The 24213-nt window shown below is 68.6% G+C and carries 10 protein-coding genes; 5 read left to right on the forward strand and 5 right to left on the reverse strand.

Going from position 1 to position 24213, the window contains the following annotated elements:
* Window positions 1-6 precede the first annotated feature (6 nt).
* Together J8I35_RS14615 and J8I35_RS14620 are read right to left on the reverse strand one after the other, a co-directional pair.
* A complete protein-coding gene (locus tag J8I35_RS14615) occupies window positions 7-639 on the reverse strand; it encodes a response regulator (protein WP_209925867.1) in 633 nt (210 codons plus the stop codon).
* On the reverse strand, window positions 636-2072 hold the full coding sequence (locus tag J8I35_RS14620) for an ATP-binding protein (protein WP_209925868.1): 1437 nt from the start codon (window positions 2070-2072) through the stop codon (window positions 636-638). Before J8I35_RS14620 ends, J8I35_RS14615 begins: the two co-directional genes overlap by 4 nt.
* A 442-nt stretch (window positions 2073-2514) precedes the next feature.
* Between J8I35_RS14620 and J8I35_RS14625 the strand changes: the two genes are divergently transcribed.
* From J8I35_RS14625 to J8I35_RS14640, 4 genes are all read left to right on the forward strand, one after another.
* Entirely contained in the window at window positions 2515-3327 is an 813-nt protein-coding gene (locus J8I35_RS14625) for a response regulator transcription factor (RefSeq protein WP_348522263.1), read from the forward strand.
* 67 nt (window positions 3328-3394) lie between these two features.
* On the forward strand, window positions 3395-6394 hold the full coding sequence (locus tag J8I35_RS14630) for a sensor histidine kinase (RefSeq protein WP_209925869.1): 3000 nt from the start codon (window positions 3395-3397) through the stop codon (window positions 6392-6394).
* A gap of 201 nt (window positions 6395-6595) precedes the next feature.
* The gene (locus J8I35_RS14635) at window positions 6596-9760 is read left to right on the forward strand and encodes an ESPR-type extended signal peptide-containing protein (protein ID WP_209926092.1); all 3165 of its coding nucleotides are present in this window, start codon (window positions 6596-6598) and stop codon (window positions 9758-9760) included.
* Between the two features lie 230 nt (window positions 9761-9990).
* Entirely contained in the window at window positions 9991-10680 is a 690-nt protein-coding gene (locus J8I35_RS14640; protein ID WP_209925870.1) for a response regulator transcription factor, read from the forward strand.
* Window positions 10681-10812: 132 nt separating this feature from the next.
* On the opposite strand, the gene J8I35_RS14645 is transcribed toward J8I35_RS14640, so the two are convergent.
* The 3 genes from J8I35_RS14645 to J8I35_RS14655 all read right to left on the reverse strand — a co-directional run bounded on the left by J8I35_RS14645 (window position 10813) and on the right by J8I35_RS14655 (window position 20680).
* On the reverse strand, window positions 10813-11538 hold the full coding sequence (locus J8I35_RS14645) for a response regulator transcription factor (RefSeq protein WP_209925871.1): 726 nt from the start codon (window positions 11536-11538) through the stop codon (window positions 10813-10815).
* A gap of 280 nt (window positions 11539-11818) precedes the next feature.
* Window positions 11819-12541, reverse strand: coding sequence for an OmpA family protein (locus J8I35_RS14650; RefSeq protein ID WP_209925872.1), 723 nt, complete (start codon window positions 12539-12541; stop codon window positions 11819-11821).
* A gap of 96 nt (window positions 12542-12637) precedes the next feature.
* Window positions 12638-20680, reverse strand: a complete 8043-nt coding sequence (locus tag J8I35_RS14655) for a YadA-like family protein (RefSeq protein ID WP_348522268.1) — start codon at window positions 20678-20680, stop codon at window positions 12638-12640.
* A gap of 434 nt (window positions 20681-21114) precedes the next feature.
* On the opposite strand from J8I35_RS14655, the gene J8I35_RS14660 reads away from it, so the two are divergent.
* Window positions 21115-24141: an ATP-binding protein gene (locus J8I35_RS14660; RefSeq protein ID WP_209925879.1), complete on the forward strand. Its 3027-nt coding sequence runs from the start codon at window positions 21115-21117 to the stop codon at window positions 24139-24141.
* Window positions 24142-24213: the final 72 nt, after the last annotated feature.

Genomic DNA, 24213 nt, shown 5'->3' on the forward strand with positions numbered 1-24213 from the left:
AGGCGCCTATGCCGAGCCCGCGAGCGCCGCGTAATCGCGCACGAGCTCGACGAGCGACGCGGCCTGCAGCTTGTTGAACACGTTCGCGCGATAGGTCTCGACGGTGCGCGGCGACAGCCCGAGTTCGCGGGCAATCTCCTTGTTGCTCCAGCCGCGCACGATGCCGTCGAGCACCTCGCGTTCGCGCGCGCTCAACGTCGCGACGCGGGCCGCGCGCGTCTGGCCGGCGTCGTCCTGCCCGCGCTGCGCCGCCTGCCGGCGCAGCGCCTGCTGAACCGTGTCGATCAGCTCGTCGTCGTCCACCGGCTTGCGCAGGAAATCGAGCGCGCCGCGCTTGAACGCACGCCGGCACGCATCGACGTTGCCGTGGCCCGTCATCACGATCACCGGCAGGTCGCGCCGCGCGCGCAGTTCGTCGAGCGCGTCGAGGCCGCTCATCCCCGGCATCCGGATGTCGAGCAGCACGCAGCCGAGCGCCGCGTCGTCCGCATCGGCAAGAAAAGCCGATGCGCCCGGATAGCATCGCGTGGTCAAGCCGACGGAGCGCAGGAGCAGCGCGAGCCCGTCGCGCACGGCTTCGTCGTCGTCGACGATCGCGACAACCGCCGCGTCGCGCGCCGAATGAAGCGGGTCGTTCATGCGGCCTCCTCTGCCAGCGGCAACGACAGCACGGCCTCGACACCGCCCGACGGCAGGTTGCGCACCGTCAGCGCGCCGTCCTGGCGCTGCGCGAGCGTGTCGCACAGCGGCAGCCCGAGGCCGAGCCCGCGCGCACGCGTCGTGAAGAACGGTTCGAACAGGCGCGGCAGCGCGTCTTCCGGCACGCCGGGGCCGTTGTCGACGACGCTGAAGCGGTAATGCCGGCCGACGCGCGCGCCGCTCACGCGGATCTCGCCGCGCGACGTGCCGGTGCCGGCCAGCGCATCGCGCGCGTTCTGGATCAGGTTGTGCAGGATCTGCTCGACCGCGATCGGCTCGGCGAACGGCCGCTCGCGCGGCGCCGCGTTGTACCAGCCGAGCGCGACGTGCTCGCGCGCGCATTCGTCGCGGTACAGGAACAGCAGCGTGTTCATCATCGCATCGGGGTCGAGCATGAGACGTTCGCCGCCATGCGCGGTGGCGACGGCCTCGCGCATGCGTTCCAGGATCGCCGCCGCGCGCTTCGCCTGCGCGACGCTCGTTCGCAGCGCGCGGCGCACGCTGTCGCGCTCGTCGGGTTGATCGAGCAGGCGTTCGGCCGCACGCACGTGGCTGACGATCGCCGCGAGCGGCTGGTTCAGTTCGTGCGCGAGGCCGGCGGCCATTTCGCCGACGGTATCGAGCCGGCCGAAGCGGTCGAGCCGCGCGCGGGCATCCTCGCGGCGCCGCGCCTCGCGCAGCCGCCACGCGACGAGCGCCCCCGCGACGAGCAGCGCGGCCACCGCGTTCCACAACGCGATCGGCAGCCACGGCAGATCGGCGGCCGTCAGCGTGCGCGTGGTGTGCAGCACGAATGCCTGCGGCTGCGCGGGCAGGTGCTTCTCCAGATGCATCGTCCAGCCGGGCAGCGGGCTGCCGGAAGCATGCGACAACAAGTCGATACGGCGATCGCGCACCGCCAGCGCCGCCGACGAAATCGCCGACGACCAGTCGCCCGGCGGGATCATCTGGCGCGGATCGACACGCACGGCCCAGCCGGAATTGGCCACGAGCCAGTACGCGGCGGCGCCGTCGAACACCAACGCGAACGGTTGGCCGGGCCTCGGCCGCGGCGGCTCGGCCGGCGCCGGCCCGCCGTCGGTCTGCCAGCCGGCGCCGCGCCGCCAGTACGCGAGCCCGTCGAGCTGCGGCATGCGCTCGCGCAGGCTGTCGAGCATGTGCGCGGGCGGCGCGGCGAGCGACGACGCGCCGAGCGTCGCGAGAATCGCCTCGTGCTGCGCGGCCTTCTGCGCGAGCAGGCGGATCGTGATGCTCGAATCCTGGAAGAAGCGGCCGTACGCGTCGGCGACCGCGCGCGACACGACGAACGCGGTGCCGGCCAGGCTGAGCGCGAGCCACGCCAGCAGCGCGACGACTCGGATGGAAGGTTTCATGGGCAACGAAAATTCGGCAATGGATGACGGATGGCACGCGGCGCGGCGCACGGCCCGCGCGATGCGGCGAACGCGGAGGGCCGTCGCGACGCCACACGCGATGCGCTCCATTGTCGGCAACTCCGCACGGCCTGTGGTCCGAATGCCGTTATGTTTCTTGTCAGACCCGTCCCAAAGATGCGCTTTCCGCGGCAGCGTCGCGCAGTTTCGGACTGGACTGATTTTCTTCAGACTCCGAAACGACCACAATCGGCCTGCCTGTTCTCTGCCTCCGGGAGATCAGGCTCCATAGTCGATATTTTCCCGCCCTCTCCGGCGGGACTTTTTTGGACGGCATCGCGCCGCTACCCGCCCGGAACCTTCCGGCCATGATCCCGTTTCTTTTCTTCCGGTCGCGAACGCACGCGGCATCCGCGCCGCACCGGCTTCGCGCGAGCGCACCGTGACCGACGCCCCTTCCACCGCCATCGCGATCCTGACGATCGACCATCCGAGCCGCGGCATGTTCGACGACCGGCTGCGCCGCGCGGGCCATGGCTACGATCGGCTGCGCATCGACGACATCCTGCGCCGCGCCGGCTACCGGCCGTTGCGCTTCGAATATCTGACCGACCTGCTCGCGGCCTGCGACACGCGCGCGTTCGATCTCTTCATCGTGCAATGCGAAACGGCCTGCCGCCGCACGACGGACGCGATCCACGCGCTACGCGCGCGTTTCGCCGGCACCGTGGCGATCGTGTCGATCAGCCAGCGCGACGCCGAGCTCGCGCGCTCGGCCTGTTTCGTGGCCGGCGCGAACGAGCATCTGCCGTATGCGGCGCCGCCGGACACGCTGATCGGCAGCATCGCGACGTGGCTGCGCTGGTCCCACCACCGCGCGACCCACCACCGCCACTGGCGAATCGGTCATTTCGAATTCGACACGGCTGCGCGCACCGTGACCGTCGCCGGCCGCGAGCACGTGCTGACCGAGAAGCACTTCCAGATCGCGACCGCGTTCTTCCTGAACATGGGCCGCGCGCTCGATCGCGCGCACGTGAGCCAACTGGTGTGGGGCTCGCTCGTCGCGTCGCACAGCCGGCGGCTCGACACGCACGTCGCGTATCTGCGCGACCGGCTCGAGCTCGACGGGCGACACGGCGTGCGGATGATGACGATGTACGGCTTCGGATACCGGCTCGTCACGTGCGAACCCGATGCGCCGCCCGGGCCGGCCCCGCGCCGGCCCGACGGCACGCACGCGTCGCAACCCTGACGGACGGCGTTGCGTACCGATCGGACTCCATTATCATGGGGGCACCTTGGCCGACCGCCCCGCCCCGATGGACCACCGCGCCGCACCCGATCGATCCCGCCCCGCCGCCGGCCCGTCCACCGAACCGACGCCGGCCGGCCGCCGCCAGCGCGCGCTGCTGTATGCCGGCGGCGGCGCCGTGACGGTCGCGATCCTGCTCGCCAGCGGGCTGATGCTGTACACGATGGCGAAGGAAGCGATCCAGGAGCGCTATACGGGGTTCGGCGTGCGGCATTTTCTCGTCCAGTTCGAATTCAAGGTGCGCACGACGGGCATGGACATGCTCACCGCCCACGACGAAAGCGTATGGCACACGCGGGCGACCGATCCCGCCGCCGTCGCCGCGCTGGCCGCCGGCAACGGGCGGCTCGAACTGCGCGACAACCCGCGCTTCCCGTCGATGCTCGTGCTCGCCGACCTGTCGCCCGAACGGCCGGCCGCATCGTATGCGCGCTATCTCGCGATGGCGAGCGACATGAGCTACCGGGTCGGCGCGTACGTCGCGAAGCAGGACGCCGGTCGGCCCGTGGCCGGCTACGCGTACAGCCCCGACCGCCGCTTCGCGATGGTGATTCCAAGCCCCGAACCCGGCACGGCCCCGACCGAATCGGCGCCCGCTCCCGCGTCGGCGCTGCTGGCCCAGGTCGCCGCCGATCTCGAGACGCCCGCGCCGCGCCGGTTCGTGTGGCATGCGCCCGCCTACGACCCGGTGCAGCGCCGCGACGTGTTCCGGATCGTCGGCGCCGCCTACGACAACGGCGCGCCGCTCGAGGTGCTCGTGTCGACGCTGCCCGTCGACGTGCTGCGCGCGCGACTCACGACCGACATCCCGAGCAACGCGGCCATCATCGCGAATGCGCGTGGCGACACGCTGCTGCGCGTGGGCGCCGCCGTGCACGATGCGGCGACGGTCACGGCGCTCCAGCGTCTCGCCGCACGTACACGCCCGACGGCCGGCAACGGCACGCGCGCCGCTTACGGCGACGGCCTGTTCGCGCTGAGCCAGCCGATCCCCGGCACCGGCTGGACGCTCGTGCAGGCGTTCTCGCTGCGCTCGCTGATCGCCGCGATCGGCGTGCGCGCCGGCGGCTACGCGGCGATCATGCTCGCCGCGATCGCGCTCGTGTGGTGGCTGCTGGTGCGCTTCGACCGCCGCGTGCTGAAGCCCGACGAAGCGCGCCGCCGCCGCGTGATCGAAAGCGAGAACCTGAACCGCACGATCGTCGAGGCCGCACCGTCCGGCATCGCGCTGCTGGCGCTCGCCGACGGCGCGGTGCTGCTGCAGAACGACACGATGCGCGACTACGACGCGCGCCGCGCGGGCGAGCCATCGCTGCCGGCACGGCTGCTCGCGCGCTTCGACCGCTCGGCCGATACCGACGCGTGGCAGTCGGGCCTGCACGTGTCGCTGCCCACCGCCGACGGCAACGCGGTCGACCTGCTCGTCAACCTCGTGCGCACGCGCTATCGCGACGCGGACGTCGTGCTGTGCAACTTCTCCGACATCACGTCGCAGAAGAACGTCGAACGCGCGCTCGACCACGCTCGGCAGGCGGCCGACGCGGCGAACAATGCGAAATCCGCGTTCCTCGCGACGATGAGCCACGAGATCCGCACGCCGCTGAACGCGATCCTCGGCAATCTCGAACTGATCGGCCGCGAGCCGCTCGCCGAGTCGCAGCGCGAGCGGCTGCACACGGTCGAGGGCGCGTCGTCGGTGCTGCTCGACCTGATCAACGACATCCTCGACCTGTCGAAGATCGAGGCCGGCCAGATGACGATCGAGGCGATTCCGTTCGATCTCGCCGACACCATCCGGCAGACCGGCGCGATGTTCGAACCGCTGGCCGCCGCGAAGGGGCTGCAGTTCGACGTGTTCGTCGACGATGCGCTCGCGCCCCGCTATCTCGGCGACCCGACGCGCATCCGGCAGATCGCCGCGAACCTCGTCGGCAACGCGATCAAGTTCACGAACCACGGCGAGATCACGCTCGAGGTGTACCTGCGCGACGACGCCGATCCCGCGTCGCCGATCGCGATCGGCGTCAGCGACACGGGCATCGGGATGACCGACGAACAGCGTGCGACGTTGTTCCGCCCGTTCACGCAGGCCGATACGTCGATCACGCGGCGCTACGGCGGCACGGGCCTCGGGCTCGCGCTGACGAAGCAGCTCACGCAGATGATGCACGGCGCGATCGACGTGAAGAGCGAAGCCGGCCACGGCAGCACGTTCGTCGTCACGCTGCCGCTGCGGACGGCGACGGGCGAGCAGATCGCCGCGCAGGACGCGGCGCGCGCCGACGAGGCGGCAACGCTTCCGTCGGTCGCCGCACGCGTGCTGGTGGTCGACGATCATCCGGTGAACCGCAAGCTGCTGCAGGGGCAGCTCGTCACGCTCGGCTATGCGGCGGACGCGGCCGAGGAAGGCGCTGCCGCATTGCGGCGCTGTGCCGATACGCGCTACGACCTCGTGATGACCGACCTGAACATGCCGGGGATGGACGGCTATACGCTAGCCCGCGTGCTGCGCGCGCAGTATCCGGAACTGCCCGTGGTCGCCGTCACCGCGCATGCAAGTGCAGCCGAGCAGGCGCGCTGTGCGGAAGCGGGGATCGTCGCGGTGCTGGTGAAGCCGGTGCTGCTGGAGACGATCGACCGCACCGTGCGGCGTCATGCGCATGCGGTACCCGCGCAGGCAGCGGCACGGCACACGCTGGTCGATCTGGCCGAAGGGCCGCTGCCGCCGGACGTGCATGCGCTGCTCGAAACGAGTCTCGCGCACTCGCTCGCGACGGCACGCGATGCGGTGGCGCGCGACGATATCCCGGCACTACGCCACGAACTGCATTCGCTGCGCGGCGCGTTCGCGACGATTCACGAGCATGCGGTGGCCGATGCGGTCGGCGCGTTGCAGGCGATCGTGCACGAAGGCGATTTGACGTCGTTCGATGCACGGCTCGCGGAGGTGGAACGCCTCGCGCGGGATGCGCTGCTGCGGCGTGCGACGCAAGCGCCTTCTGCCTGAATACCCGTCGCCGGCCCTCGCCGGCCGGACTTCTCTCCCCTTCCTGTTTGCACCTCGCGGGCCATGCCCGCAAGGCCGCCGCACGCGTGTAGGACTGGGCCTACACGCACGCTATCTCGAATCAGCCAAGGACGACTGATTAGGACGAGGCCGATCCCTACCATCGGTTTGTGTACTGACAAACCGAAAGGAGTAGGGCAAATGAACAAGACATATCGGAACATCTGGAACGCGGCGACGGGCACGTGGACGGCAGTAGCGGAAACGGCGCGGTCGCGCTCGAAGGGCTCGGCACGCGCGGCGCGCCAGGCGATGGTCGCGCTGGCGCTGGGCACTGCGTCGATCGGCGGAGCATTCGCGGCGGATGCGTGCACGACCGAGGATAACAAGCAGGGTACGTTCGATGCGGCAGGCGTGTGCCGCGCGGGGAGTGCGATCGGCACGATGGCGGGCTCACTGTCGTACGAAGCCGGCAGCGGAGCGAGCGCAGCCGGCGCCAACTCGGTCGCCGTCGGTGTCAGCGCCAATGCCAGCGATCAATCGACTACTGCACTCGGCTACTCCGCCAATGCATCGAATCACTGGGCGATTGCAATCGGCTCGACGTCCGCCGCCACTGGAGACGGCGCAATTGCGCTGGGTACGGTAGCCGCGGCCTCCGGCACGAACGCCGTGGCGCTTGGCGCACGTTCCGTCGCAGACCGCGACAATTCGGTGTCTGTCGGCTCGTCGACGTTGCAGCGTCAAATCGCCAACGTGGCAGCCGGCACGCAGGGCACGGATGCAGTGAACCTTAACCAGATGCAGGCAGCGATCACCGCCGCGGACAACCCGCGCGTAATCGTCGGCGGAACGGTCGACGCCACGGCGACGGGCCGCGCCGGCAACATCGCGATCGGCAGCGGCGCCAATTCGGCGGCAAACGCCCTCAATTCCGCGTCGATCGCGCTGGGCGAAAACGCCAACTCCACCAATGCCGGCTCGATCGCGATCGGTTCCACGTCGAGCGCAACCGGCAGCGAAAGCATTGCGGTCGGCCTGCGCGCCACGGCAACCGGGACGGGCGCCATCGTGCTCGGCGGCGACGCGTCGGCCACCGCCGACAACGCGGTCGCACTCGGCCTGCGTTCGGTTGCCGATCGCGACAACAGCGTGTCGATTGGCTCGACCGGCCGAGAGCGCCAGCTCGTCAACCTCGCGGCCGGCACCCAGGCCACCGATGCCGTGAACGTGTCGCAGCTCACGCCAGTCGTCTCCGCACTCGGCGGCGGCGCGACGATCGACCCGACAACGGGTGCGGTCACCGGCCCGACGTACAACCTCGCGAATGGCGGCGCAGACACGACCGTCGGCGGCGCGCTCGGCAAGCTCGACGATGCGCTCACCGCGGCAAAGGGCGACATCCGGACGAACGCCGACAACATCACGACGATCAACAACCAGCTCGACGGCCTGTCGAACGGCACGGTCGGCCTCGTCCAGCAAGCGGCGGCGGGCGCAGACCTCACGGTCGGCGCGAGCACCGACGGTGCAGCAGTGAACTTCGCCGGCACGGCCGGCGACCGCAAGCTGACCGGCGTCGCCGCGGGCGACGTATCGGCCACGAGCAACGACGTGGTGAACGGCTCGCAACTGCATGGCGTGGCCGACAGCGTCGCATCGGCGATCGGCGGCGGCTCCACGGTCAACGCGGACGGTTCGATTTCCGCACCGTCCTTCACCGTCGGCGACGGCAGCGGCGGCACGACGATCGTCAACTCGGTCGGCGACGCCGTCACCAACCTCGACGGCCGCGTCACGAGCAACGAAGGCAAGATCACCGACCTCGCCGACCAGCTCGGCAGCGGCACGGTCGGCCTCGTCCAGCAGGCGGCACCGGGCGCCGACATTACGGTCGGCGCGAGCACCGACGGTGCAGCAGTGAACTTCGCCGGCACGGCCGGCGACCGCAAGCTGACCGGCGTCGCCGCGGGCGACGTATCGGCCACGAGCAACGACGTGGTGAACGGCTCGCAACTGCATGGCGTGGCCGACAGCGTCGCATCGGCGATCGGCGGCGGCTCCACGGTCAACGCGGACGGTTCGATTTCCGCACCGTCCTTCACCGTCGGCGACGGCAGCGGCGGCACGACGATCGTCAACTCGGTCGGCGACGTCGTCACCAACCTCGACGGCCGCGTCATGAGCAACGAAGGCAAGATCACCGACCTCGCCGACCAGCTCGGCAGCGGCACGGTCGGCCTCGTTCGGCAGGACGCGATGAGCGGCATGATCACGGTCGGCGCGGGTGGGGCCGGCTCGGTCGTCAACTTCGCCGGCAGCGGCGGCCCGCGCGTGCTGTCCGGCGTCGCGAACGGCGTGAACGACGACGATGTCGTGACCATCTCGCAGCTTCGTGCTACCGGCCTGATCGACTACACGGGCAAGGAAGTCGGCGCGGTCACGTACGACAGCGGCCTCTCGTTCGACTCCGTGACCTTCGCCGGCACGGACGGCACGGTGCTGCGGCAAGTCGCAGCGGGCCAAATCAGCGCGACCAGCATGGAAGCCGTCAACGGCGGCCAGCTCTATGCGCTGCAAGAACAGTTCGCGAAGCAGTACGGCGATCTGTCGGGCCGCTTCGACGATCTGTCGAGCCGTGTCGGCGAACTCGAAACCAACCCGGGCGACCCCGGGACGGGTGGGCCGGGTGCCGGCGGCCCCGGCACGGGCGAACGCTCGACCGTCGTCGGTGAAGGTGCGGATGCATCGGGCCGGAACAGCTCGGCCATCGGCAACGGCTCGGTCGCGTCGGGCGAGAACAGTTCGGCTATCGGCCAGGGCTCGGTCGCATCGGGTGACAACAGCTCGGCAGTCGGCCAGGGCTCGGTCGCATCGGGTGAAGGCAGCACCGCGCTCGGTCAGGGCGCGTCGGCCACCGGCAGCAACTCCGTCGCGATCGGCCAGGGTTCGGTCGCAACGGAAGCGAACACCGTCTCGTTCGGCGATGGCACCGCGGAAGGCAACCGCCGCCTCGTCAACATCGCCGACGGCATCAACGCGTCCGACGCGGCGACGAAGGGCCAGCTCGACCGCGCGATGGAATCGGTCGACCAGCGCTTCAACGACACGAACCGCGCGATCAACGACGTCGCGAAGAACGCGTACGCCGGTATCGCGGCCGCGATGGCGATGCCGAACATGACGCCGTCGCAGCCGGGCAAGACGGTCGTCGCAGTGGGCGCCGCGAACTTCAAGAGCGGCTCGGCGATCGCGGCCGGCGCCACCTACCGTTCGCGCAACGGCAACTGGCTGGTGAACGGCGCGACGTCGGTCACCTCGGTCGGTGACGTGGGCATCCGTGCGCAGGTCGGCTACGAGTTCTGACCGGACGGCTCCGCGCAAGCGGAGCGTCGACCCGAAGCGGGGGAAGCGATTCCCCCGCTGTTCGGCCGACGGCCAGTGGCGATTCCTCCGAGTTGCCACCGGCCGTCGGCGCGACGGCGTCGCGTCCGGCCAGCCGTTGTGCCGCCCGCGACGGCGCCCCGCGCCGGCTCCAATCCGCTCAACAACGCCGAACGCGTGCCGCGCGGCACCGCGCGACGCGTGAGAACCTCATGAACAAGACCTTCCCCATCCGCATCGTGATCGCCGACGACCATCCGGCGATCGTCATCGGCGCCCGCTACGAGCTGTCGGCGACGAATACCGTCACGGTCGTCGCGACCGCGCACAACTCGACGGAACTGATGGAAGCGCTCGCGAGCCATCCGTGCGACGTGCTCGTGTCCGACTATGCGATGCCCGGCAGCGATCACGGCGACGGGCTCGCGCTGTTCACGGCGATCCTGAAACGCCATCCCTGCCTGAAGATCGTCGTGATGACGATGATGGAAAACGCGGTCGCGCTGCGCGCGCTGATCAATCTCGGCATCGCGTGCATCGTCAGCAAGTCGGACTTGCCGAATCATCTGACGATGGCGATCCACGCGGCCTATACGAGCGGCCGCTACCTGTCGCCGTCGATGGACAAGATCCTGCGCAACACGGGCAGCGCGACCGGCAAGGCGCCGGCGCTGTCGGTACGCGAGGTCGAGGTGATCCGGCTGTTTGCGTCGGGGCTGTCGGTGAACGACATCGCCGACAAGCTGAATCGCAGCAAGAAGACGATCAGCACGCAGAAGAGTTCGGCCATGCAGAAGCTCGGCATCGAGCGCGACGTCGATCTGGTTCGCTATGCGATCTCGTGCGGGCTCGTGACCGATTACGGGTACGCATCGGCGCAGGCGGCCGGCGACACGGACTGATCTGCCCGAAACGCCGAGATGAATGCATCGGCGCCCACTCTGCGCCGGTGCGTGGATCCGCGCCGGCGTTGCTTCGCCGCGCGGACGGGCCGATGCGCGCCGCCACCACGCAGTGCGTGACAACGCACCCGGTCAGGCCGGTTCGCCGCCCGGTGCGCTTTCGGCTTCCCCTTCCCCACCGCGCCCTTCGCCGCCGGCGGCGGCGACGATCCCGCTCTCGATCGCGTAGCGCAGCAGGTCGATGTCCTTGTCCACGCCGATCTTTTCCATCGCGCGCGCCTTCTGCGTGCTGATCGTCTTCTTGCTGCGGCTCAACTTCTCCGCAATCTCGTTCACCGTCATGCCCGACGCATACATCCGCACGACCTCGATCTCGCGCGCGCTCAGTTCGCGCTTCTGGTCGACGGCCCGCGCGCTCGAATGCGACGTGAGCGTGCGCACGACCTTCTCGACCGACGGCGAGTAGTACGTGCCGCCCGTCGCGGCCGCATGAATCGCGGGAATCAGGTGATCGACCGTATCGGATTTGCTGACGATGCAGGTAATGCCGAGCCGCGTGAGCGCGCCGATCACCGCCGGATTGTCGAGCATGGTCAGCACGACCAGCTTGGCCGCCGGGTAGTTGCGTTGCAGGTAGGAGAACAGCGTGATGCCGTCGCCGTGCGCGCCGCCCGGCATCGCGTAATCGGACACCACGACGTCGCACGCGCCGGCATCGAGCAGCCGGATCAATTCCGTCGAACTGCCGGCCTTGCCGGTCAGCTGGATCGTCGGCACCGACGACAGCCCGTGCTCGACACCGGCGAGCATCGCCGGATGGTCGTCGGCCAGTACCACGCGTATCAGATAGCTTCCCATAGTCGTCCAGATTTGCGCCGCCTGGCGTCGTGGCGGAAACCGCCATGCACCGGCGCGGCGACGGCGCTCGCGCGCGTCGTGGATCGTAATTGGGCGCTATCTTCGCATGAAACCGGGGTGCCATCCACGGATCGGGCCGGTGGCCCGGCGCCGGGATGTGCGGTCGCACAAAAAAGCCGCCGGCTCGTGGCGAGCGGGCGGCTTCGGTGTTTTGCCGGGCCGGGGCCGAGCGGGCGGGTGCATCGGCGATGCCCGCCGCTCGGCGTATCAGCGTGCGGTATCAGCGCGCATCGATCCGGATCTCGACGCGACGGTTCTGCGCACGGCCTTCGGCCGTCGCATTGGTCGCGACCGGGTCGGCCGCGCCGGCGCCTTCCGACACGAACGACTGGGCCTTCAGGCCATTGCTGCTCAGGTAGTTCATCACGTTGCGCGCTCGTGAAGCCGACAGCGCGAGATTGTGCGTCTTGCCGCCCGTCGAATCGGTGAAGCCGGTGACGGTCACGCGGCGGAATTCGATGCCGCGGTTGATGTCGATGAAGCGGTCGAGCTGGTTGCGCGCCTGCGGCGACAGCACGGCGCTGTCGAGCGCGAAGTTCGCGTCGCCCTGCAGCAGCACCTGGCGCTGCGGCACCGGCTGCGGCGCGGGGGCCGGCTGCGGTTGCGGCTGCGCGACCGGCGCCGCGACGGGCACCGGCTGTGGCTTGCCGCACATGAACGTGATTTCGCGCGGGTCCTTCATCGGCGCGCGGCTGTACACGCGGTCGATCATCTCGAGCGGCGTGAAGCCCTTGCCCTGGCAGAACGCCTCGGCCGCGCGGGCACAGGCGTTCGCGCTGCCCAGCAGGCCGTCGCAGCTCACGCGGAACACGTTGTCCGGCTTGCCGGGGATCGATACCGCGCGAATGTCGTAGGTGAGGCCCGATTGCGTCGTGCACGCACCGAGCGCCATCGCGATCGCGCCGACCGATGCGGCGCGCAACAACAAAGTGGAAATTTTCATGATGAAAACGTCCGCCCGAAGGCGGACGGCAAAAAATCGGATTAAGGGAAAGGGAACGGGTGCGGCACGGGCGGGGCTTGCGCCCCGCCCCGCGCACTACCACTGGTACGACGCACCCACGCCGACGGTGTTGCCGCCGCTCGACAGACCCACGCCGGCCTTCATCTTCAGGTTCTGCGTGATGCGGGCTTCGCCGCCGAACGCCACGGCCTGATAGCCCTGGAACGTCGCGCCGCCGATACCGAACGACAACGTCTTACCCGGATCGACGCCCGGAATCATCGTCAGCGCGGTGGCTGCGGCGATGCCCGAGTACGCGTTGCGCGACAGCTCGTTCATCTGGCCTTGCATGCCGCCCATCGCGCGGTCGAGCTGACCCTTCGTCGCCGCGTCGGACGCGTTCACGCCGTCGGCCAGGTTCGAGATCGTGCGCTGCTGCGTCGCCGAGCCGACCGACACCGTGTTGTCGCTCGTCGCCACCGAACCTGCGCCCAGCGCGACCGAGTTCGAACCGGACGCGTTCGCGCCTTCGCCGATCGCGGCCGACTTGCTGCCCGACGCGTTCGCATTGCTGCCGATCGCCGCCGCGCCTTCCGCCGAGCTCTTCGCGCCCGAACCGATCGCGACACCGTTGCTCGCCGACACGTTCGAACTCGAACCGATGGCCGTGCCGTTGTTCACGCCGTCGCCGATCACCGCGCCCGAACCGGCCGCCGTGTTGCCCACGCCGGTGCCGGCGGTGGCCGGCGTCGTGCCCGTGCCGATGTCCGTGCCCGCGAAGTAGTCGCTGCCGCCCGAACCGCCGCCGCCACCGCCGCCTCCCGGGGTTTCGAGCCGGACGACGCGATCGTCGATGCCGCCGATCCGCTCGTCGAACTCGTTCCGCAGGTCGCTCAACTGGCCGAAGTTCACGGCGTCGTACTGGCTCGCGCCGTCCGCGACGTTACCCAGACGCACCGGTGCGAGCGCGCCCGTCCCGCCGAGCGTGACGCTCGTGTGGTCGAGGTTGTCGTACCGAACCGCCATCGAATCCGTCGCGCCGGACGTTGCCGCCGCCTGGACCGCTTCCTCGACCGTCTTGTAGCGATCGCCGTTGACGAGGATCGACGTGCCCGTGAGCTTGCCGTCCGCATCGACCGTCGTGCCGCCGCCGATCGTGTCGGCCACGCTCTGCGCGGTGCCGTGCAGTTGCGAGCCGTTGATCGCGTCGCTGCTCGTCGCGCTCACCGCACCCGCCGCCACGCCGGTCAGCACGCGGTCGCCCGCCGTGCCGGCGAAGTTCACGGTCGTGCCGTCCGTGTCCTTCGCGACCATGATGTCGCGCGTGTCCTCGTCCTGCTGCACGAGGCCGATCGAACCGTGGACGAGGCTGCTCGAAATGTTGTCGAGTGCATCGCCGACGTTGTCGAACGTCTGGTTGTTGACGGTGTACGACGGGTTCGTCACGTTGCCGTTCGCGTCGACCGTCGCACCGCCGCCCAGCGCGTTCGCCACGCTCTTCGACGCGCCGTACAGCTGCGAGCCGTTGATCGCGTCCGTGCTGGTGGCGCTCACCGCGCCGGCCTTCACGTTCGTGAGCGTCGTGCCGTCCGCGCCCGCCAGCGTGACCTTGTCCTTCGCCACGTTGTCGTACGCGACCGCGAGCGACGTCAGGCCCGCACCCGGGTTCGACGGATCGACCGGCGCGACGAGGCCGGCGTCCTGCAACTGGCCGAGGTTGATCGCGTCGTGGCGATCCACGCCGGCCGCGACGTTCTTCAACGCCACCGGTGCCGTTGCGTCTGCGCCGCCGAGCGTCACCGAGCCGCGGTTCGGCGTGCCGTCCGCGTTACGGTCGTACGTCACCGCGGCAAGCGTCTGGCCCGTCACCGGATCGATCAGACCCGAGTCGCCCAGTTGCTTGTTGATCACGGTGATGTTTTCCGTGTTCGTCGACGTACGGCCGTCCAGGTTTGCCAATGCATCGCCCACGTTGTGGTACTCGGTCTTCGCCGAGCCGTTGGCCGGGTCGGCCAGCGAATACGTCGGGTTCGTCACCGTGCCGTCCGCGCCCACCGTCGAGCCGCCGCCGAGCGAATCGGCCACGCTCTGTGCCGTGCCATGCAGTTGCGAACCGTTGATCGCATCCGTGCTGGTCGCGCTCACTTCGCCCGCCGCCACGTTCGACAGCTTCGTGCCGTCCGCGCCGCCCTTCAGCGTGATCTGGTCGAAGTTGACCGAACCGTCCGCGTGCCTGTCGTACGTGACTGCCGTCGAGGTCAAGCCCGCACCCGGATTCGTCGGATCGACCGGTGCAACGAGGCCGGCGTCCTGAAGCTGACCGAGGTTGATCGCGTCATGACGCTCCACGCCGTCCGCCACGTTCTTCAACGTGACAGGCGTCGTCGAACCCGCGCCGCCGAGCGTCACCGTGCTCTTCGTCGCATCGTCGTACGTCACCGCGGCGATCGCCTTGCCGTCGTCGCCGATCAAGCCCGAGTCCTTCAACTGGCTCACGTTCACCGCGTCCATGTCGGCCACGCCGGCCTTCACGTTCGCGAGCGTCGTGCCGTCCGCGCCTTGCAGCGTGACCTTGCCCTTCGTCGCATCGTCGTACGTCACCGCGGCAATCGATTTGCCGTCGTCGCCGATCAGGCCCGCGTCCTTCAGCTGCGACACGTTGACTGCGTCCATGTCGGCCACACCGGCCTTCACGTTCGCGAGCGTCGTGCCGTCCGCGCCCTTCAGCGTAACCGTGTCCTGCGCGACGCCGTCATACGTGACTGCCAGCGACTTCAGGCCCGCGCCCGGATCCGTCGGATCGACCGGCGCAACGAGGCCCGCGTCCTGCAACTGACCCAGGTTGATCGCGTCGTGACGATCCGTGCCGTCGGCGACGTTCTTCAACGCCACCGGCGTCGTTGCATCTGCGCCGCCCAGCGTCACCGAGCCACGGTTCGGCGTGCCGTCCGCGTTACGGTCATATGTCACCGCGGCAATCGACTGACCCGTCACCGGATCGACCAGACCCGAATCGGCCAGCTGCTTGTTGATCACGGTGATGTTTTCCGTGTTCGTCGACGTACGGCCATCCAGGTTCGCGAGTGCGTCTCCGACGTTGTGGTACTCGGTCCTCGTCGAGCCGTCCGCCGGATCGGCCAGCGAATACGTCGGGTTCGTCACCGTGCCGTCCGCGCCCACCGTCGAGCCACCGCCGAGCGCATCGGCCACGCTTTGTGCCGTGCCGTGCAGTTGCGCGCCGTTGATCGCGTCCGTGCTGGTCGCGCTCACTTCGCCCGCCGCGACGTTCGACAGCTTCGTGCCGTCCGCGCCGCCTTGCAGCGTGACCTGGCCCTTCGATGCGTCGTCGTAGGCGACGGCCAGCGGGTTGCCCGGGCCGCCTTCGCCCGGGTTGTCGGCCACGTATTGCTTCATCTGGCCGAAGTTGACCGCGTCCGTGTCGTCCGTCGCCACCGCAACGTTCTTCAGTTGCGTCGGGCCGGCGCCGTTGCCCAGCGTCACCGTGCCGTAGTTCGGCGTGCCGTCCGCGTTACGGTCGTACGTCACCGCGGCGATCGACTTGCCGTCGTCGCCGATCAGTCCCGAATCCTTCAACTGCGCTACGTTCACCGCGTCCGTGTCGGCCACACCGGCCTTCACGTTCGCGAGCGTCGTACCGTCTGCGCCGGCCAGCGTCACGGTGTCCTTCGCGGTGCCGTCGTAGACGACCGCCAGCGATTCGCCCGTCACCGGGTCGATCACGCCGCCCCGGCCGAGCGAATCTTCCAGATCGCCGACGCGCGTGTTCGTCGCGAACAGCTGCGAACCGTTCACGGCGTCCGTGCTCGTTGCCGTCAGCGCGCCTTCCGCCACGTTGTAGAGCGCCACCGGCGTCGTCGCGCTCGTGCCGCCAAGCGTCACCGAGCTCTTCGTCGCATCGTCGTACGTCACCGCGGCAATCGCCTTGCCGTCGTCGCCGATCAGGCCCGAATCCTTCAGCTGCGATACGTTCACCGCATCCATGTCGGCCACACCGGCCTTCACGTTCGCGAGCGTCGTGCCGTCCGTGCCTTGCAGCGTGACCTTGTCGCGATTGATCGTGCCATCCGCGTTCCGGTCGTACGTGACCGCGGCCGACGTCAGGTTGCCTGCGCCGTCGTCGCCCACCAGACCGGCATCCTTCAACTGGCCGAGGTTCAGTGCGTCGCCGTCGTCCGTTGCGTCAGCAACGTTCTTGATTTGCGTCGGACCCGCGCCGTTACCCAACGTCACCGAACCGTAGTTCGGCGTGCCGTCCGCGTTACGGTCGTACGTGACCGCGGCGATCGACTTGCCGTCGTCGCCGATCAGGCCCGAACCCTTCAGCTGCGATACGTTCACCGCGTCCATGTCGGCCACGCCGGCCTTCACGTTCGAGAGCGTCGTGCCGTCCGCGCCGGCCAGCGTCACGGTGTCCTTCGCGGTGCCGTCGTACACCACGGCCAGCGATTCGCCCGTCACCGGGTCGATCACACCGCCGTCACGCAGCGAGTCCTCCAGGTCGCCAACGCGCGTGTTCGTCGCGAACAGCTGCGAACCGTTCACCGCGTCCGTGCTCGTCGCCGTCAGCGCGCCTTCCGCCACGTTGTGGATCGCCACCGGCGTACCGGCGTTGCCCAGCGTGATCGCCTGATGCGTACCGTCGTCGTACTTCACCGCGTCCGGATCGCCGCCGCTCGCGGCGATCGCGTCGAGCGCATCGCCCACGTTGTCGTAATTCTTTCCGCCCACGCTATACGTCGGCTGCGTGATGCTGCCGTCCGCGCCCACGCCCGCGCCACCGCCGAGCGCGTTCGTCACGCCCGTCAACTGGCCCACGTTGACCGCGTCCGTCGTCTGCGTACCGGCCGCCACGTTGACGATCTGGCGTTCCGCACCCGCACGGCCGATCGACAGCGCGTTCGCACGGTTGGCGAGCGCGTTGTCGCCGAGCGCGATGCCGCCGTTCGTCGTGGCCGTCGCGCCGGAGCCGAGCGCCATCGCGCCCTCGACGTTGCGCGCAACGTTCGCGCCGGTGCCCATCGCGATCGAGTTCGTCGCACCCGCACGTACGTTGGCGCCGTTGCCGAGCGCGATCGAGCTGTCGCCGATCGCCTGCACGTTGTTGTTGCCGATCGCCAGCGCGTAGTCGGCGTTGGCCTGTGCGTTCGCACCCATCGCCACGGCCTGCGTGCCGTTCGTCTGCACGTTCGAACCCATCGCGACCGAGTACGGCTGGCCGGCGCCCGTCTGCGCGAAGCTGCCGATCGCCACCGAGTTGTCGGAGAGCGCGCCGCTCTGCAGGCCGACCGCCACCGCGTTCGCGCCACTTGCGACCGTCGACGAACCGATCGCCGCCGCCGTCGCCGTGCTCGGGTCCGCGCCGTTCAGCGAAGCCAGGTTGTCGCCGCGCACGCCTTCGATCGCGACGAGCGGATCGGTGACGTCCATCAGCGACGCGCGCGAGTTCACTTCGTTGAGCGTGGCCTTCGTCTTTTCGTCGAGGGCCGACGAGAAGCTGTCGATGGCTTGCTGCGTCTTCGAGCTCACCGACGTCGACAGGTCGTTCAGCGCTGCATACAACTGGCCGCCGTTGACCGCGTCCGTGCTCTGGAACGACACGTCACCGTCCGCGACGTTGACGATCCGGCGCTCGTTGCCGACACTGCCGACCGACACGACGTTGTTCTGGTTCGCGACCGAGTTGTAGCCGATCGCGACCGAACCCGTGCCGGACACGCGCGCGCCGCTGCCCAACGCCAGCGAGTTCGCGCCCGCGGCTTGCGCACCGGAACCGATGGCGACCGCCAGCGCGCCCGTCGCGAGCGCAGGCGTGCCCGTCGCCGGGTCGGCGTTGACCTTGACGAAGCGCAGATCGGCACCCTTGAGGCGATCCTCCAGATCCGACAGGCCCGTGTTCATCTGATTGACGTTGACCGCGTCCGTGCCGTCGACGCCTGCCGCGACATTCTTCAGTTGCGTCGGACCCGCGCCGTTGCCCAGCGTCACCGTGCCGTAGTTCGGCGAGCCGTCCGCATTGCGGTCGTACGTGACCGCGGCGATCGACTTGCCGTCGTCGCCGATCAGGCCCGAGTCCTTCAGCTGCGATACGTTCACCGCGTCCATGTCGGACACGCCGGCCTTCACGTTCGAGAGCGTCGTACCGTCTGCGCCCTTCAGCGTCACGGTGTCCTTCGCCGTGCCGTCGTACACCACGGCCAGCGATTCGCCCGTCACAGGATCGATCACACCGCCATCGCGCAGCGAGCCTTCCAGATCACCCACGCGCGTGTTCGTCGCGAACAGTTGCGAACCGTTCACCGCGTCCGTACTCGTCGCCGTCAGCGCACCTTCCGCCACGTTGTGGATCGCCACCGGCGTACCGGCGTTGCCCAGCGTGACCGCCTGATGCGTCGCATCGTCGTACTTCACCGCGTCCGGATCGCCACCGCTCGCGGCGATCGCGTCGAGCGCGTCGCCCACGTTGTTGTAATCCCTGCCCGCGACGCTGTACGTCGGCTGCGTCACGCTGCCGTCCGCGCCCACACCCGCGCCGCCGCCGAGCGCGTTCGTCACGCCCGTCAGCTGGCTCACGTTAACTGCATCGGTGGCAGCCGTACCGGCCGCCACGTTCGTGACGCGCCGCTGCACCGCTGCCGACCCGACGGAGACGGTATTCACGGCATCCGCAACGCTTCCGGCACCCAACGCAACGGAGTTCCGACCGCTTGCGGTCGTGTTCGAACCCAACGCCACGCTCGAATACCCCGCAGCCGAGCTGCTCACCCCCAACGCAACGCCCGCACCGCCACCCATGGCGCTTGCGTTACCGCCCACCACCGTCGCACCTGACCCGGAATGGCTCGCGTTCGTCCCGATCATGATCGAGTCGGTCCCGCCCGCTGCGGCGCCATTGCCGATCGCGATCGAGTTGGACCCGACTGCCCCTGCGGGAGTCGCGGATGCACCTGGTCCGATCGCAATCGAATTCGTCGAGGTAACGACAGCGCCCGCGGCCGTGCTGTTAACCTTGAAGTAGGTATTGTCGACTTTCTTCGCAAGCTCCGTGTTCAGCTGCCCGACGTTTACGGCATCGGTATCGTTCGTCCCGGCGGCGAGATTGACGATCCGTCGCTGAAGGGTGGCGTTGCCCACCGATACCGTATTTTGCTGATTCGCCAGCGACCCGTCGCCGAGCGCGACACCGTACCATGCCGTCGCCATGGCGCCGTCGCCGATCGCCACGCCACGCTGCGTGGTCGTGGCATTTCGTCCGATGGCAATCGCGCCGCCGGCCGCACTATTCTGCGCCGACGCGTTTTCACCGAGCGCAATCTGCCCGAAACCGCCGGCCGTGTTGGCGGCAGCGCCGATAGCGATATTCGTTTGGCCGGCCCCAGCCGTATTGCGCGCAATCGCGCCGTCGCCGATTGCAATGGAACGCGACCCCGTCGCATTCGCGGCAGTCGTACCACGCACATCGACATACGGGTTGCCGGTGGCCGCAACCGCCGCATTCAACTGATTCAGGTTAACGGCGTCCGTCCCGGCCGTACCATTCGCCAGGTTCGTGATGCGGTGATTCGTCATGCTCGCGTTGCTGTCGAAATCCACCGGGCCCCTGAGGTGCACGCCGGATCCGCCGAGCAAGAAGAGATGCCCGTCGACGGTGCCGCTGATACCCGCTTCGGTCGCGGCGCTCGCCTGACCGACGCCGCCGCCGTTGACGTTACTGTTGTTGTACAGCTGGAACGACCGTACGTGACCTTCGCTGAGCCTGAAGTTCTGGATCGCAGTGCCACATGCCGTGGTCAACCGCGTGCCAGCGGTATTGCCGCCACCGAACGTCGTTCCGGTCAGCCCGCTTCCCGACGGTGCGCAAAGCGACAACGAACCGCCGCCGTTCGCGGCCTGCGCCATCGCATCGACCGACATCGTCCCGCCGCCGACCCCGGCCATCACCGCGACCGCGGCCGTCACCGACGACTTCATCGTCGAGTTCGCTTTCGATTTCGTGCGCATCCGCGCCGTCTCGGGCGCTGCCGCCCAGGTGCCCGTCGTCGCGTTCCAGACGGTCCGATAAGTCTTGTTCACGTTGATAGCCTCTGTAGAAGAGAAGAAGAAAGGACAAGCCTCGTCCACAGATGCCAATGTATTGATCGGCTGTCATTTGGTTAATCAGACGGCCGGACGTGCGATGACTTATTTTGTAGGACCGGTCCTAGCCTGACGTTGCTTGACAATCGCCTGTGCCAAACCGCCACGAATGCTACGTTCTCTTGATCGAATTTCGATTTGATTTGACACGCGCACGCGGCAGGATTTATATACGCATCGCGCAAAGTCTCGAACAAATAGGACTGGTCTTAGTCATTGCCGTCGACTGTTTCGGATTGCCCTACATACGGGCGACCCCACTATCCCGATAATTCGCTCGTTCCCCGAGCCGGCAGCGCGATTCGCCTGCCTCACCACACGGCTTACGGATATCGCCCCACGTCCCGGATCGCGCGCGGCCAGCACCGCGCGAACCGCTCGCGGCTCCTGATTTGCGCATCGATTCACGGTATCGCTCCATGCCCATTCGACATCTCTTCGCGTCCCAGGCGGATGCCGGCGCGCCGTTCGCTTCGATCGGCGGCGAGCCGCGCGATCTGGGCCTGCTGCATCGCTATCAGCGCTTCACGCTGTATGGCGGCGCCGTGCTCCTGTCGCTCGTGATGCTGTTCACGGCAAGCATCCTGCTCACCGGCTCGGTGCGCGACTACATCTCGAAACGGCGCGAGCTGCTCACGACGCACAAGGCGCTCGTTCAGCTCGAAATCGACGCGAAGCAGGCGTCGATGCGCCGCGCGGTCATCAATGCGGAATTGCTGTGGAACGGCCATCCGCCGCACGCGCGCACGTCGTCCGACACGCTACGGCGCGACGGGCACGTCTTGCTGTCGCCGATGCGCGGCGCCACCGAAGTGTTCGTCGCGGCCACGTCCGATGCGACCGCCAACGGCGAATTCGATCGCTACGTGCAGTTGATGGAGCGCCAGACGATCTCGATCGCGGCCGCCGAGCGCCAGACCGGCCGGCCGGTCACCGGCTATGCGTACAGCCCCGACCATCGCGTGATCGCGATCACGCCGCCGCCGGACACGCCGTATCCGGACTTGCTCGCACGCATGGGCGTGCACGACACGCACGGATTGATCGACCGCCTCGCCTTCGACGTCGCCGACTGGCGCGATCCGGCGATCGCGCGCCACTGGCGCAACACGCGCCGCATTGCGTGGCAGCCGCCCGCGGTCGATCCGCTGACCGGCAAGACCGTGTTCCGCCTCGTCGAGCCGGTATTCGACGGCCTCGATCACGTGATGACCTTCGTCAGCGACCTCGACGTGGACGTGATCGCCGACCGGATGGATCACGCGCCCGACGACACGGTGGCAATGCTCGTCGACGAAACCGGCCGCATCCTGCTGAGCGCGGACCGGACGAACGCGTCGACCGACGGCCCCGCGCTGATGCGTCAGGCGCTCGCCGATGGCGACTGGCTGCACGGCTTCGACCGGCTCGCCGCGAACTATCGGGACGGCATCTTCACGGTCAGCGACCGGATCTCCGATACGGGCTTCGCGATCGTCTATGCGTACTCGTGGCGGATGATCGCGCATGCGATCTGGCCCGCGATGCTGCGGGAATTCGGCACGACCGCACTGATGCTCGCCGTGCTGTGGACGCTCGTCGTCGCGTTCGACCTGAAGCTGTTCGCGCCGCTGTTCCGGCGCTCGCGACGCGTGTTCGAAAGCGAACAGATGAGCCGCGCGATCATCTCGACCGCGCCGTTCGGCATCGGCCTGATTTCGCTCGGCTCGCGCCAGGTGCTGCTGCGCAACCGGATGATGGAGCTCTACGAGAAGGAGGCCGGCTCGCCGCCGCTGCATGAACGCCTGCTCGCGCGCTATCGCGAGCGCCAGGACGGCGACGCGTTCCAGCTCGACGTCGAACTGACGGTGACGCTCGGCGACGGCCGCATGCGCGACCTGCTCGTCAACTTCGTCCGCGCGCGCTACAAGGACCGCGACACGCTGCTGTGCAGCTTCTCCGACATCACGACGCGCGCCGACGCCGAGCGCGCGCTCGGCAGCGCGAACCGAGCGAAGTCGACGTTCCTCGCGACGATCACGCACGAGATCCGCACGCCGCTGAACGCGATGCTCGGCAATCTCGAACTGCTCGACAAGGCGCCCGACCCGAGCCGGCAGAAACGCCGGCTGCACGCGGTCACGTCGGCCGCGCGGATGCTGCTCGACATGCTGAACAACGTGCTCGACATGACGAAGATCGAGGCCGACCGGATGACGCTCGAAGCCACCAGCTTCCGCATCGACGAACTGATGCGCGACCTCGCCGACCTGTTCGAGCCGATGGCCGCCGCGAAGGGCGTCGCGCTGCGCGTGGAGATCGATCCGGCCGTGTCGCATGCGTACGTCGGCGACCCGATGCGCGTGCGGCAGATCGTCGTGAACCTCGTCAGCAACGCGATCAAGTTCACCGATCGCGGGACGGTCGCGCTGTCGGTGTCCGCATCGGCGGTCGATGCGACGCCGGTGACGATCCGCGTCAGCGATTCGGGGATCGGGATGACGGCCGACCAGCTCGCGCGCATCTTCGAGCCGTTCGCGCAGGCCGACCGGTCGATCGCGCGCCGCTTCGGCGGCACCGGCATCGGGCTGGCGCTGAGTCACAAGCTCGTCGAATCGATGGGCGGCGGGATTTCGGTCGACAGCGTGCCGGGCGTCGGCTCGACGTTCGTCGTCACGCTGCCGCTGCCGCTCGATCACCGGCCGGGCGCCGCACGGCCCGACGCGGGTTCGGATGCGCCGAACGCACGCGTGCTGTTCGTCGACGACAATCCGGTGAACCGTTCGCTGATCCACGATCAGCTCGACGTTCTAGGCTATCCGGCCGATGTCGCATCGAGCGTCGCGGAAGCGCTCGATCTCGTCGACCGGCACGACTATGCGCTCGTGATGACCGACCTCAACATGCCGGGGCTCGACGGCTATGCGTTCGCGCGCGTGCTGCGCGAGCGGGGCCGCGCGCGACCGATTCTCGCGGTGACCGCGCATGCGGAGCCCGACGAACTGCGTCTTGCACGAGAAGCGGGGATCGACGAGATCGTCGCGAAGCCGACGTCGCTGAAATCGCTCGAGCTGGCGATCACGAAACACACGGGCGCGTCGCTGCCGCCGCATTCTCCGCCGCCGTCGCGCAGGCATGGGCCCCTGCCGCAGGATCTGCACAAGGTGCTGTCGGACACCGCGCGCCGCTCGAATGCCGCGATCGCTCGCGCGCTGCAGGACGGCGACCTGAAGGCCGCGCGGACCGAGATCCACAGCATGCGCGGCGCGTTCGCGATGATCGGCGAGCATGAGATATCGGGGATCTGCGCGTCGATGGAAGCGCTGGCGCTGGCAGGCGACGCCGCGGCGTTCGCGCGCGAGTTCGAGCGGTATCGGCAAGATGCGAACGAGATCCTCGTGCGCCGTGCGGCTGGCGCGTCGCAACAACCGGCCGACACGTTTTCTGACATATCGGCGATGAAGTGACGAAGCGGCCCGCCGGCGCGACGGCCCCGGAACCGTTGCGCATCAAGGATGCAAGACATCGGCCGAATGGCC

Source organism: Burkholderia sp. CpTa8-5, from assembly GCF_017815045.1.
Lineage (GTDB): Bacteria > Pseudomonadota > Gammaproteobacteria > Burkholderiales > Burkholderiaceae > Burkholderia > Burkholderia sola.

What these genes read in the sequence shown, in the direction of transcription:
- J8I35_RS14615 (WP_209925867.1), bottom strand. Translation starts at nt 639, where the DNA reads ATGAACGACCCGCTTCATTCGGCGCGCGACGCGGCGGTTGTCGCGATC.
- J8I35_RS14620 (WP_209925868.1), bottom strand. Translation starts at nt 2,072, where the DNA reads ATGAAACCTTCCATCCGAGTCGTCGCGCTGCTGGCGTGGCTCGCGCTC.
- J8I35_RS14630 (WP_209925869.1), top strand. Translation starts at nt 3,395, where the DNA reads ATGGACCACCGCGCCGCACCCGATCGATCCCGCCCCGCCGCCGGCCCG.
- J8I35_RS14635 (WP_209926092.1), top strand. Translation starts at nt 6,596, where the DNA reads ATGAACAAGACATATCGGAACATCTGGAACGCGGCGACGGGCACGTGG.
- J8I35_RS14640 (WP_209925870.1), top strand. Translation starts at nt 9,991, where the DNA reads ATGAACAAGACCTTCCCCATCCGCATCGTGATCGCCGACGACCATCCG.
- J8I35_RS14645 (WP_209925871.1), bottom strand. Translation starts at nt 11,538, where the DNA reads ATGGGAAGCTATCTGATACGCGTGGTACTGGCCGACGACCATCCGGCG.
- J8I35_RS14650 (WP_209925872.1), bottom strand. Translation starts at nt 12,541, where the DNA reads ATGAAAATTTCCACTTTGTTGTTGCGCGCCGCATCGGTCGGCGCGATC.
- J8I35_RS14660 (WP_209925879.1), top strand. Translation starts at nt 21,115, where the DNA reads ATGCCCATTCGACATCTCTTCGCGTCCCAGGCGGATGCCGGCGCGCCG.